The 12252-nt window shown below is 51.0% G+C and carries 10 protein-coding genes; all 10 read right to left on the bottom strand.

The window, feature by feature from the left end:
- Positions 1-117: 117 nt before the first annotated feature.
- Positions 118-765 carry an orotate phosphoribosyltransferase gene (pyrE, locus tag V8F51_RS03450; RefSeq protein WP_337098649.1) on the bottom strand — a complete coding sequence of 216 codons (648 nt, stop codon included), beginning with the start codon at positions 763-765 and terminating at the stop codon, positions 118-120.
- Positions 758-1492 carry an orotidine-5'-phosphate decarboxylase gene (pyrF, locus tag V8F51_RS03445; RefSeq protein ID WP_337098648.1) on the bottom strand — a complete coding sequence of 245 codons (735 nt, stop codon included), beginning with the start codon at positions 1490-1492 and terminating at the stop codon, positions 758-760. Before pyrF ends, pyrE begins: the two co-directional genes overlap by 8 nt.
- A gap of 171 nt (positions 1493-1663) precedes the next feature.
- Positions 1664-4882, bottom strand: a complete 3219-nt coding sequence (carB, locus tag V8F51_RS03440; RefSeq protein ID WP_337098647.1) for a carbamoyl-phosphate synthase large subunit — start codon at positions 4880-4882, stop codon at positions 1664-1666.
- Positions 4869-6014, bottom strand: a complete 1146-nt coding sequence (gene carA, locus V8F51_RS03435) for a glutamine-hydrolyzing carbamoyl-phosphate synthase small subunit (RefSeq protein ID WP_337098646.1) — start codon at positions 6012-6014, stop codon at positions 4869-4871. Before carA ends, carB begins: the two co-directional genes overlap by 14 nt.
- 91 nt (positions 6015-6105) lie before the next feature.
- Positions 6106-7392: a dihydroorotase gene (locus V8F51_RS03430; protein WP_337098645.1), complete on the bottom strand. Its 1287-nt coding sequence runs from the start codon at positions 7390-7392 to the stop codon at positions 6106-6108.
- Between the two features lie 47 nt (positions 7393-7439).
- Positions 7440-8339 (bottom strand): aspartate carbamoyltransferase catalytic subunit, encoded by a 900-nt coding sequence (locus tag V8F51_RS03425; protein ID WP_337098644.1) that lies wholly within the window; start codon positions 8337-8339, stop codon positions 7440-7442.
- Positions 8336-8887, bottom strand: a complete 552-nt coding sequence (gene pyrR / locus V8F51_RS03420) for a bifunctional pyr operon transcriptional regulator/uracil phosphoribosyltransferase PyrR (protein WP_442956400.1) — start codon at positions 8885-8887, stop codon at positions 8336-8338. The genes V8F51_RS03425 and pyrR overlap by 4 nt, the downstream gene beginning before the upstream one ends.
- A gap of 384 nt (positions 8888-9271) precedes the next feature.
- The gene (locus V8F51_RS03415; protein WP_337098643.1) at positions 9272-10507 is read right to left on the bottom strand and encodes an LL-diaminopimelate aminotransferase; all 1236 of its coding nucleotides are present in this window, start codon (positions 10505-10507) and stop codon (positions 9272-9274) included.
- Between the two features lie 123 nt (positions 10508-10630).
- Positions 10631-11572, bottom strand: a complete 942-nt coding sequence (locus V8F51_RS03410; RefSeq protein ID WP_337098642.1) for an RluA family pseudouridine synthase — start codon at positions 11570-11572, stop codon at positions 10631-10633.
- Positions 11553-12074: a signal peptidase II gene (gene lspA / locus V8F51_RS03405; protein ID WP_337098641.1), complete on the bottom strand. Its 522-nt coding sequence runs from the start codon at positions 12072-12074 to the stop codon at positions 11553-11555. The genes V8F51_RS03410 and lspA overlap by 20 nt, the downstream gene beginning before the upstream one ends.
- Positions 12075-12252 lie beyond the last annotated feature (178 nt).

The following is a 12252-nucleotide window of genomic DNA, read 5'->3' as shown; positions in this document are numbered from 1 at the left end:
AAAAAAACACAAAAAATTATTGGAATTTATCTCTATGCACACTAATAATCGTTATTTCGCTCCAAAAAAAACACGCCGGCTAGCGGCGTGTTCATACTTGTATTTCAAAGCATATTGTCACTTACCGAACGAATGCGGATCATTGCGCCACGCTTGCAGCGCATCAACATCGGTCTCGTCCACTTTGCCGACTTCAACAGCTGCTTGAATAAGCGCGCTGTAGTTAGACAACGTTTGAAGCGGCACACTTTCCGCTTCGAAGGCTTGTACGGCCGATTCGAATTGGTAAGTAAATATAGCAAGCACAGACTGTACTTCAGCCCCTGCTTCACGAACAGCAAGCGCTGCTTTCAGCGAGCTTCCGCCTGTGGATATAAGATCCTCGATAACGACAACTTTTTGACCAGGCGCGATACGGCCTTCGATTTGATTTTGCTTACCGTGACCTTTCGCTTTATCGCGAATGTAAGCCATCGGCAGGTTCAGCTTTTGCGCTACCCATGCCGCATGCGGAATGCCAGCAGTCGACGTACCAGCAATTACCTCGGTGTCCGGATATAGCTCTCGTATAAGCGTTGCGAAGCCTTCTGCGATCAGATCGCGAATCTCAGGATAACTCATTGTGAGACGATTGTCGCAATAGATCGGCGACTTGATGCCAGAAGTCCATGTGAAAGGATCGTTCGGACGAAGTGCCACCGCCTCTATGGCAAGCAAGCTCTTTGCGATCGTCAGCGGCAATTCCGTTAAAGTTACTTTACTCATAAGCTACCAGCTCCTCAATGATGGATTCAAGCGCAGCGCGCGGTGACGGCGCTGCTGTAATCGGGCGTCCGATGACCATATAGTCAGTACCTTGACGAAGCGCCTCGCTTGGCGTCATAATGCGCGATTGATCGTTCACCTCGGCGCCTATAGGACGAATACCAGGTGTAACTGTCTTGAACGAAGCGCCGCATGCGGCCTTAATCGCTTCCACTTCGGACGGGGAAGCGACAACGCCATCAAGACCGGATGCCTTCGTCAGCTTCGCGTATCGAAGCACAGCCTCCTCAACCGTTCCGGCTATGCCGATCTGTTCGTTCAATGTGGCTTGGTTCGTGCTCGTTAATTGAGTAACCGCAATAACGGTCGGCTTCTTCATGCCGCTTATAAGCGCCGCGTCAACGCCTTCCAGTGCTGCCTCAAGCATCGCGCCGCCGCCAGCAGCGTGGACATTGAACATATCTACGCCAAGCTTCGTTACGCTGTTCGCTCCGCCTTTGACCGTATTCGGTATATCATGCATCTTCACGTCAAGGAACACGTAATATCCGCGCTTCTTCAAGCTCTCTACGAAGGACGGCCCAGCGGCGTAGAATAGTTGCATGCCTACCTTCATGTAACAAGGAATGCCTTGCAGCTCTGCGATCAGCTTCTCTGCAGCAGCAGCTTCGGGATAGTCGAGCGCGACCATAATGCGGCCAGCCGCCTGCTCTCTTGTCAGCTTCATTGTAATCATCCTTCCTATTCTTAGAGCTTAGATGTGCATAATAAACGGCCATACGCACGGATCAAGCAAGCCTTAGGGGAAGATAACACTCATCCTCCCCAGCCTGTCAAAAATCCGTTAACGCTGGCCGTGCTTATGTGCCCAGCTTAAGGGCTAGTTGGTTTAAGGCAATTACTTCTGCAGAACCGGCATAGCATGCGACGAGAAGTTGATTGTCTCAAGCATGCGAAGCAATGCGCGGACCGTATCGAGCGATGTCATGCAGACAACGCCGTTCTCTACCGCTTCGCGGCGGATTCGGAAGCCATCGCGCTCAGGTGTCTTGCCTTTCGTAAGCGTGTTGACTACGAAGTGCGCATGGCCTTCGCGAATGAGATCAAGAATGTTCGGCGAGCCTTCGCTCAGCTTGTTCACATGCGTTACAACAAGACCTGCTTCTTCAAGCGCTGTTGCCGTACCGCCTGTTGCGTAGATTTTGTAGCCGATATTGTAGAAGCCGCGCAGCAATTCCGTTGCTTCTTCCTTGTCCTTGTCCGCTACCGTAGCGATGATCGCCCCGGAAGTAGGGATTTTCATACCTGCGCCGATAAGTCCTTTGAATAGCGCCTTCGCATACTGCACATCGCGTCCCATAACCTCGCCAGTCGACTTCATCTCTGGTGTCAGTGTCGGGTCAACGCGGCGAAGCTTCGCGAAGGAGAATACCGGAACTTTAACCGATACGTATTCGTCCTCAGGCCACAGGCCGTCCGTGTAACCAAGATCAGCCAGCTTCGTGCCCATGATTGCTTTTGTTGCCAGGTTAGCCATTGGCAGGTTCGTTACTTTGCTTAGGAACGGAACCGTACGCGACGAACGCGGATTCACTTCGATTACATACACTTTATCTTGATGAATAACGAACTGGATATTTACAAGTCCGATGACCTTAAACTCTTTGGCAATCTTAATCGTAATATCGATAATTTGCTGTTTAATGTCATCCGACAACGATTGTGGCGGGTATACCGCGATCGAGTCGCCGGAGTGAACGCCTGCGCGCTCTACATGCTCCATAATGCCTGGGATCAGAACCGTCTCGCCGTCGCAGATTGCGTCAACTTCGGCTTCTTTGCCCAGCATGTAACGGTCGATTAGAACCGGGTGTTCAGGATTGATCTTAACCGCAACTTCCATATAGCCGAGAAGCTCTTCATCAGAATATACGATCTCCATAGCGCGTCCGCCTAGAACGTAGGACGGGCGAACGAGTACCGGATAACCGAGCTTCTGTGCTGTAACGACTGCTTCGTCTACCGAAGTAACCGTGCTGCCGTCAGGCTGAGCGATGTCCAGCTTGCGAAGCAGCGCTTCGAATTTCTTACGGTCTTCCGCAGCATCGATGCTCTCCAGGCTGGAGCCCAGAATTCGAATTCCTGCTTTAACCAGCGGAGCCGCAAGGTTGATTGCAGTCTGACCGCCGAATTGAACGATTACGCCGATCGGCTTCTCTTGCTCGATGACGTTCATGACGTCCTCGAAGAACAGAGGCTCGAAGTACAGTCGATCGGAAGTACTGAAGTCTGTGGATACAGTTTCCGGATTGTTGTTGATAATGACCGCTTCGTAGCCCGCTTTCTGAATGGCCCATACCGCATGTACCGTCGAGTAGTCGAACTCGATGCCTTGGCCGATACGGATCGGACCGGAGCCGAGTACAAGCACCTTCTGCTTGGACGTTTCCGTCACTTCGTTCTCTACTTCATATGTCGAGTAGTAGTACGGTGTTGTAGCTTCGAATTCTGCCGCGCACGTATCTACCATTTTGTATACAGGCTTAAGGTTGTGCTGCAGGCGGAATGCGCGAACGTCCTCTTCCGTCGTATGGCTGCCGTTCGGGAAGCCTTCGCGGCGAATTTCAGCGATGGAACGGTCCGTGAAGCCTTTGCGCTTCGCTTCATACAAAGTCTGGTACGAAAGCGTCGATTCGCTGCGCATACGATCCTCGAATGCGACGATCGATTGGATTTTGTCCAAGAACCACCAGTCGATGTTCGTAAGATCTTGAATGTCTTGCAGAGCATAGCCCCGGCGGAACGCTTCCGCTACGAGGAACATACGCTCGTCGTCCGGCTTCGCCAGGCGCGTGCGGAGTACGGATTCCTCAAGCGACGAAGCTTCCTTCAGGTGGATGCGATGTGCACCGATCTCAAGCGAACGAACCGCTTTGTGAATCGATTCCTCGAATGTACGGCCGATGGCCATAACTTCGCCAGTCGCTTTCATTTGCGTGCCGAGCTTACGGTTCGCGTTAACGAACTTGTCGAACGGCCAGCGCGGAATTTTCGATACGATGTAGTCAAGCGTTGGCTCGAAGCAAGCATAGGTTTGACCAGTAACCGGGTTAACAAGCTCATCAAGCGTGTAACCTACAGCGATCTTAGCAGCCATCTTCGCGATTGGGTATCCTGTCGCTTTGGAAGCAAGCGCCGAGGAACGGCTTACGCGCGGATTAACTTCGATGACATAATATTGGTAGCTTTGCGGATCAAGCGCGAACTGTACGTTACAGCCGCCTTCGATGTTCAAAGCGCGAATGATCTTAAGCGATGCCGAGCGAAGCATTTGATACTCTCGATCGGACAATGTTTGGCTTGGCGCTACGACGATGCTGTCGCCTGTGTGTACGCCAACCGGGTCGAAGTTCTCCATATTACACACAACGATACAGTTATCGTTGGCGTCGCGCATAACTTCGTATTCCACTTCTTTCATGCCCGCAATCGATTTCTCGATCAGACACTGGCTGATCGGGCTGTAACGAATACCCGATGCAACGATCTCGCGCAGCTCTTCTTCGTTCGCGCAGATGCCGCCGCCTGTTCCGCCCAGCGTGTAGGCAGGACGAACGATAATTGGATAACCTATCGTGTTAGCGAATGCAACAGCATCCTCTACCGTTGTAACGATATCGCTGTCTGGTACAGGTTGTTCCAGCTCGCGCATCAAGTCACGGAACAAGTCACGATCTTCTGCTTTCTCAATTGCTGTAAGCTGTGTTCCGAGCAGCTTCACGTTCTCGCGTTCGAGAACGCCCGCGCGTGCCAGCTCGACCGCCATGTTAAGACCCGTCTGTCCGCCCAGCGTCGGCAGCAATCCGTCGGGACGCTCTTGACGAATGATTTGGGATACAAACTCAAGCGTAATCGGTTCGATGTATACTTTGTCTGCCATGTTCGTATCTGTCATGATTGTAGCCGGGTTGCTGTTAATAAGGACAACCTCATAGCCTTCTTCTTTAAGCGCTTGGCAAGCTTGAGTACCTGCGTAATCGAATTCCGCCGCTTGTCCGATGACGATCGGGCCGGAGCCGATTACGAGAATTTTTTTGAGTTCATTATTTTTGGGCATACTGAAGCTCTCCTTTCAACGTCTCCGATAACACAGCTTGACGGCGTTTTTGTGGGTTTGTTTGTTTGTGCGTACGGATCATTTCCAGGAATTCATCGAATAGATAGCTGGAGTCGAATGGACCTGGCGCAGCTTCCGGATGGTATTGCACCGAGAAAGCAGGGAAGGTGTTATGCTTCAAGCCTTCGATTGTCCGGTCATTGTTGTTAATATGCGTAACAACTAGCGGCGTTCCTTGGATCGACTCTTCAAGAACAGTGTAGCCGTGATTCTGCGAAGTGATGTAGCAACGGTTCGTAGCAAGCTCTTTCACCGGGTGATTGCCGCCGCGATGGCCGAATTTCAGCTTCGTTGTATCGGCGCCGCAAGCTAGTGCGAACAATTGATGTCCTAAGCAGATGCCGAAGATAGGGAATTCACCTAGCAACTCAGAGATCATTTTAACCGCGTAAGGAACGTCTTTCGGATCCCCAGGGCCGTTCGACAATTGAATGCCGTCTGGAGCAAGGCGACGAATCTCGTCAGCCGTCGTGTTGTGCGGAACAACAACTACGTCACAGCCGCGTTGCGTCAGCTCGCGCAGAATGCCGCTCTTCGCGCCGAAGTCAACAAGAACGATACGCTCGCGGTTACCTGGGCTTGAGAACACATTTTTCGTTGATGTGCGTGCCACTTGATCTGTCATCAGCTTCGACACATTCAGGCGTTCAGCCAGCTCTTCAATGCGCTCGTTGCCAGTCGTGATGAGGCCTTTCATTGTGCCGTAATGGCGCAGCTTGCGAGTAAGCATCCGTGTGTCGATGTCGTGAATGCCTGGAATGTCGTATTCCTTGAGCAGTTGCCCAAGCGAAAATTGCGCGCGCCAGTTGCTTGGCACCGGTTCATGGCGACGTACGACGAAACCGTGGATGAAAGGACGAATTGACTCGAAATCGTCGCGAGTAATGCCATAGTTGCCGATGAGCGGATACGTCATCGTAACGATCTGTCCGCAGTACGAAGGATCGGACAATACCTCTTGGTAACCCGTAATACCTGTATTAAAAACAACCTCGCCCATCATTTGCGCTTCCGCGCCGAACGAAAGACCCGTAAACAACGTTCCGTCTTCCAACAATAATCTTGCTTGCATCCGTATTCACTCCTCAGGTGTTGAATCGTTCTATATGTTCTAGCACGTTCATCTTGACTACTGCCATTTAAGCTATTAGGTCAATAACGTGTTATTCAGCCCAAGCTACCTTGCCAGCTACAATCGTCGCTACCGGCCAGCCGCTAAGTTTCCAGCCTCCGAACGGCGTGTTGTTGCTCTTCGAGGCGAAAGTGCTTGGATCAACCGCACGTTCGTTATCCAAATCGATAATGGTAATATCCGCAGGTGCGCCTTGCTCTAACCGTCCAGATTCCAAACCGAACACGCGGGCAGGGTCTGAAGTCATTCGTTGCAGCAAGAAACCGAGTGTCCACTTGCCTGTCTGTACGAATTTCGTGTAAAGCAGCGGGAACGCCGTCTCGAAGCCGACGATACCGAATGGCGCGAGCTGTACCGCACGAGCTTTCTCTTCCGCGCTATGCGGCGCATGGTCGGTTACGACCATGTCAATCGTGCCGTCCTCAAGCGCTTCGATGACCGCTTGAACGTCTCTTGGCGTACGAAGCGGAGGATTCATTTTCCAGTTCGCATCGTCAACACCAGGAATATCTTCATCGGACAGGATCAAGTGATGCGGGCAAACCTCGGCTGTGACGCGAACGCCGATCGACTTCGCCAGTCTGATGAGTCGAACCGATTGCTCGGTGCTCACATGACAGACGTGATAGTGAACGCCCGTTGCTTCGGCAAGAAGCACGTCGCGGCCGACGTGGATCGCTTCGGACTCGTTCGGAATGCCTTTCAAGCCATGTTTGCGGGAGAACTCGCCTTCGGACGCCCAAGCGCCTTCGACAAGCGTATCGTCTTCGCAGTGCGCGATGATCGGCATGTTCATCGATTGCGCCAACGCCATTGCGTTCTTCATCATTTGAGCATTCTGTACGCCTACGCCGTCATCTGTAAAGCCGATTGCGCCAGCTTCCTTAAGCGCTGCGAAGTCCGTCAGCTCGCGGCCAAGCTCGTTCTTCGTAATCGAAGCGTATGGAAGCACATTAACGACGCCTTCCTGCTTCGCTTTGTTCGTAATGTATTTCACCGTTTCCGGCGTATCTGTAACCGGGCGAGTGTTCGGCATGCAGGCGATCGTTGTGAAGCCGCCTTTCGCTGCAGAACGTGTACCCGTTGCGATATCTTCTTTGTATTCGAAGCCTGGATCGCGAAGATGGACGTGCATATCGATCAGACCTGCCGAGACGAGCTTGCCCTTCGCGTCGATTACTTCTGCGCTGCCTGTATCAGGAGTCTCCGCTCCGTCAACGATTTGTTCGATCTTGCCGTTCTCAACCTTCACATGCTTTGTTTCCAAACTGCCCGAAGCTTCATTCCATATGCTGCCGTTAATAATCCACAATGACATTGCTAGATCCACCCTCCGGTTTAATTGGCCTTCTTGCCTGCTCTAGGTTAGCTAAGTGCGCGTTCTACGACGGCCATTCGAATCGGAACACCGTTCTCCATTTGCGGGAAAATACGGGATTGCGGATGTTCAACTAATTCATCATCAATTTCTACATTTCGGTTAATCGGCGCCGGATGCATAATAATGGCGTGCTCGGCAAGCTTAGCTGCCCTCTCCACCGTTAAACCGTATTGCTCCCTGTAGCTCTCAGCGGAATTCAACATCCCGCTCTCATGACGCTCAAGCTGAACTCTCAGCATCATGACGACATCGGATTTCAGCGCTTCGTCGATGGATACGTAAGGCGCATCGAGGTCAGGCGCTTGCATATTCGCCGGTGCGCAGAAGCGGACATTTGCTCCGAACTTCTGCAGCGCCCACAGATTGGAACGCGCAACGCGGCTATGCTGGACATCTCCTACGATAGCAATGTTCAAGCCGTTCAAGTTGCCGAATTGCTTGCGCATCGTGTACATGTCGAGCAGCGCCTGTGTAGGATGTTCGTTATTGCCGTCTCCCGCATTAATGAGCGGCACTTTGATCTTCGTTGCTATGTCAGCCAGCACGCCGATCGGCTTCAGGCGAATGATGCCTGCGTCGATCCCCATCGACTCCAGCGTGCGAACCGTATCGTAGATCGATTCGCCCTTCTGTACGCTCGATACGGCGGCAGAGAAGTTAAGTACTTCCGCGCCCAATCTCTTCTCGGCAACTTCGAACGAGAATCTCGTTCTTGTGCTGTTCTCGAAGAACATGTTGGCCGCGAACTTTCCTTGCATCGCGTTATGAACTTTATTTGGGTGATGCTCCCAATAAGCTGCGCGATCGAGTATGGACTCGATCTCATCTTTGCTGAGCTCTTTCAAACCGAGCAAACTGCGTTGTTTAAGCTTCGTCATCGTCATCCGGCTTGCCCCCTCTGATGAATTATTATGACTTGATCGGACGAATCAACTTCGGTCAGCGACACTTCGATTTGCTCTTGCTTCGAGGTTGGGACGTTTTTGCCTACAAAATCAGGTCTGATCGGCAGTTCTCGATGCCCACGATCGACTAGAACCGCGAGCTGAATGCTTTGCGGCCTCCCGCAATCCATAAGCGCGTCCATGGCCGCTCGAATCGTTCTTCCTGTGTAGAGCACATCGTCGAACAATATGATCCGCTTATCCTGCACGTCGATCGGCAACCCATCGGTATCGCCGATACCTGCAGCGACTTCAATATCCGAAGTCAGAACTGCTTTCGAGCGATCGTCGCGATAGCGGGTAATATCAAGTTCGCTTACCGGCAACGGCTTACCCTCGATTTCCTTGATTCGATCCGCAATCCTTCGAGCCAAGTAGATGCCTCTCGTCCTTATGCCTACAATGATGCAGTTGTCGATCCCTTTGTTCTTCTCCACGATCTCGTGAGCAATCCGCGTCAATGCCCGGCGAATTGCCGTTTCATCCATGATGATTAAGTGCTCTTCTTCCGCCACTTCCGCGCCGCCTCCCTCTGATCCGTCAATTAAGCCTTGTTTCTTGTTTTCGCGCAAAACAAAAGCTCCTTGCGTATGTTCGCAAGGAGCTTTGTGATCAGTCGTCAAAAGATAGAGGGTCATGCCCTGAGCGCTCTCGTCACAGAGGGCGCTGTCATGGGATGTCCTACCGTTATCTGTTGATCGGCCTGTTATTCACGCTACCTTGCCAGCCTCTCGGGACTGAGTTAAAGGTACTGCCGTTTATCAAAAGAATTATCCCACGTTCGACAAAACTTGTCAAGCGATGTTGGACTATTTCCGTTGATAAATAGTGTGCTTATAACCCGCACGACTATGCAAGAGCAGCGTTTCCTATTACAGGCTTAACTTACGGATACGATCGACTGCTTTTTCTGTATTTTCACGGCTGCCGAATGCTGTTAGACGGAAGTAGCCTTGACCGCTTTGGCCGAAGCCTACGCCTGGCGTACCCACGATATTCGCTTCGGAAAGCAGCTTGTCGAAGAAGGACCAGGAATCCATGCCGCCCGGCGTCTTGAGCCAAATGTACGGAGCGTTAACGCCGCCGAACACTTCCAGCCCAATCGAAGCAAGTCCGTCGCGGATAATGCCTGCGTTCGTCATGTAGTAATCGACAAGCGCTTTGATTTGCTCCTTGCCCTCTTCCGAATAGATCGCAGCAGCGCCGCGTTGCGTAACGTAAGATACACCGTTGAACTTCGTCGTGTGACGACGATTCCACAGATCGTTAATGAGCACTTCGTTGCCTGCAGCGTCGAGGCCTTTCAGCTCGCGAGGCACAACCGTGTACGCGCAGCGTACGCCAGTGAAGCCAGCTGTCTTCGAGAAGCTGCGGAATTCGATGGCTACTTCCTTAGCGCCTTCGATTTCATAAATGCTGTGCGGAACGTCCTCTTCTTGGATGAACGCTTCGTATGCCGAATCGTAAAGGATAATGCAGTTGTTCGCTTTCGCGTAGTCAACCCATACTTTAAGCTCTTCCTTCGTCAGCGTCATGCCTGTCGGGTTGTTCGGATAGCACAGGTAAATGATGTCTACCTTGCGGTCAGGCAAGCTTGGCTTGAAGTCGTTCTCGGATGTGCATTCCAGGTAAGCGATATTCTCATAACGCTTCGTCTCTTGGTTGTACTTGCCGGAACGGCCAGCCATCACGTTCGTATCGACGTATACCGGGTATACAGGGTCTTGTACGGCAACAATGCTGTTGTCGCTGAAGATTTCCTGAATGTTGCCTACGTCGCATTTCGAGCCATCGCTAACGAACACTTCGTTCGTAGCAATGTCGATGCCGCGAGCTTTGTAGTCGTTCTCGATAATCGCATTAATAAGGAAATCATAACCTTGCTCTGGGCCGTAACCGCGGAAGGAACCAGGGGCAGCAAGCTCGTCCACTGCGCTATGCATCGCTTTCAATACCGCGTCAGGCAAGCCGCGCGTAACGTCGCCAATGCCCAAGCTGATGATTTCAGCGTTCGGGTTTTCTTGAATGAATTTCGTGCGGCGTTTAGCAATTTCGGAGAACAAGTAGCTGCCTTGCAGCTCCAAATAGTTCTGATTAATGGAAGTCATTGTATGGAGTCACCTATCCTTCATATTTTTAGCTCGATGATATCAATAGAATATCGTACTTCTTGCTATCAAATAATGAAGAATGTAGCGAAAAGTTTGCACTATTACGCTTCAAGCTTGGCTTTATCGCAAACGCAAACTATTCAACACATGCTCCATATCCGCCGGTATCGGTACTTCGAAATCCAATCGCTCGCCCGTACGCGGATGCGTGAAACCAAGCTGCGCTGCATGAAGCGCTTGACCGTTCAAGGCAACCGTCTTATTGCGGCCATATACTGGATCGCCTGCAAGCGGATGTCCGATATATTTCATATGAACGCGAATCTGATGGGTGCGTCCCGTCTCAAGCTGCAGCTCAACCAACGTATAGTCGAATCCGATTCTTTCTAACACGACAAAATGCGTTACCGCATGCCTGCTGTTATGATCGGTTACAGTGAACAGCTTGCGGTCACGAGAATCACGGCCTATTGGCGCGTCAATCGTTCCTTGATCATGCTGCAGATTGCCATGTACAAGCGCAATGTATTTGCGTGTTACGGTATGCTCCTTCAATTGCTGAGCAAGCGATACATGCGCGAGATCGTTTTTGGCTGCCATAAGCAGGCCTGTAGTATCCTTGTCAATGCGATGCACGATACCGGGACGAACGACTCCGTTAATGCCCGACAAGTCTTTGCAATGGTACATAAGCGCATTGACTAACGTTCCCGAGGAATGACCAACTGCAGGATGCACGACCATGCCTCTTGGCTTATTCACTACGATTACGTCAGAGTCCTCATACAAAACGTCAAGCGGAATATTTTCCGGTACAATCGCCGCGTCTTCCGGTTCTGGAATTTGCAGCTGAACGACGTTGCCTTCCGCTACTTTGAAATTCGCTTTAACCGTCACACCATCAACGACTGCAGCCCCCGACTTGATCCATTCCTGAACTTGCGTACGCGATATGCCTTCTGAATCTATACTTTCCGTTATATACTTATCGATTCGCTCGCCCGATTGCTCAGACGCTACGATCCATTCCAACGTCTCTTCATTAAACTGGCTGCTGCTCATGTTCGTTAGATTCCTTGTCCTCTCCGTTGTTCATCGTTTTTTTCTCATCGCGGGCTGTCAGCAATGTATCGATCAGGATCAATATCACACCGACCACGATTCCTGAATCAGCTACATTAAAGATTGGGAATTCGTACGAACCGAAGTTGAACTGAAAAAAGTCCACAACCTCGCCAAAGCGTACACGATCGATAAAGTTGCCAAGCGCGCCGCCAAGAACGAGACCGAGGCCTGTTAGCAGCCATGGCTTGGACGACTTGCGCATCGCTTGAATGTACCATATGATGCCCGTTAATATGACGACCGTAATAATGATAAAAAACACTCGTTGCTCTTGTAAAATACCGAATGCAGCGCCGCGATTGCGATGCGAAGTAATGAGGAAGAAGTTGCCGATGACGCTGATCTGTTCGGCAATCTCCAACTGAGTTGCAATGATTTTTTTCGTTACATAATCAAGTACAAACACAACCACCGCAATCCAATAAAAGTAAAAGCGCATCTTATCACTCCTAAATTTTCTGTGAAGCTGATTCTTAGGTCATCCAAATTATTGTAGCATAATGCCGCCGACAAGAGCTAGCAAGCTGCTGATGTCCAGCATCCGGCTTCCATCGAAGTCCATACTGAAAATAGGCTAAGCGGCAAAAGCTAATGAAGCAATTATGTTCAATTATGTT

Origin of the sequence: Paenibacillus sp. YIM B09110 (assembly GCF_037167145.1) — a bacterium.
Taxonomy (GTDB): Bacteria; Bacillota; Bacilli; order Paenibacillales; family Paenibacillaceae; genus Pristimantibacillus.
The sequence above is the reverse complement of the archived record's forward strand: the minus strand, read 5'-3'. Positions and strand labels throughout refer to the sequence as shown.

What these genes read in the sequence shown, in the direction of transcription:
- V8F51_RS03430 (WP_337098645.1), bottom strand. Translation starts at nt 7,392, where the DNA reads ATGTCATTGTGGATTATTAACGGCAGCATATGGAATGAAGCTTCGGGC.
- pyrE (WP_337098649.1), bottom strand. Translation starts at nt 765, where the DNA reads ATGAGTAAAGTAACTTTAACGGAATTGCCGCTGACGATCGCAAAGAGC.
- pyrF (WP_337098648.1), bottom strand. Translation starts at nt 1,492, where the DNA reads ATGAAGCTGACAAGAGAGCAGGCGGCTGGCCGCATTATGGTCGCGCTC.
- V8F51_RS03425 (WP_337098644.1), bottom strand. Translation starts at nt 8,339, where the DNA reads ATGACGATGACGAAGCTTAAACAACGCAGTTTGCTCGGTTTGAAAGAG.
- carA (WP_337098646.1), bottom strand. Translation starts at nt 6,014, where the DNA reads ATGCAAGCAAGATTATTGTTGGAAGACGGAACGTTGTTTACGGGTCTT.
- V8F51_RS03415 (WP_337098643.1), bottom strand. Translation starts at nt 10,507, where the DNA reads ATGACTTCCATTAATCAGAACTATTTGGAGCTGCAAGGCAGCTACTTG.
- V8F51_RS03410 (WP_337098642.1), bottom strand. Translation starts at nt 11,572, where the DNA reads ATGAGCAGCAGCCAGTTTAATGAAGAGACGTTGGAATGGATCGTAGCG.
- pyrR (WP_442956400.1), bottom strand. Translation starts at nt 8,887, where the DNA reads ATGGATGAAACGGCAATTCGCCGGGCATTGACGCGGATTGCTCACGAG.
- lspA (WP_337098641.1), bottom strand. Translation starts at nt 12,074, where the DNA reads ATGCGCTTTTACTTTTATTGGATTGCGGTGGTTGTGTTTGTACTTGAT.
- carB (WP_337098647.1), bottom strand. Translation starts at nt 4,882, where the DNA reads ATGCCCAAAAATAATGAACTCAAAAAAATTCTCGTAATCGGCTCCGGC.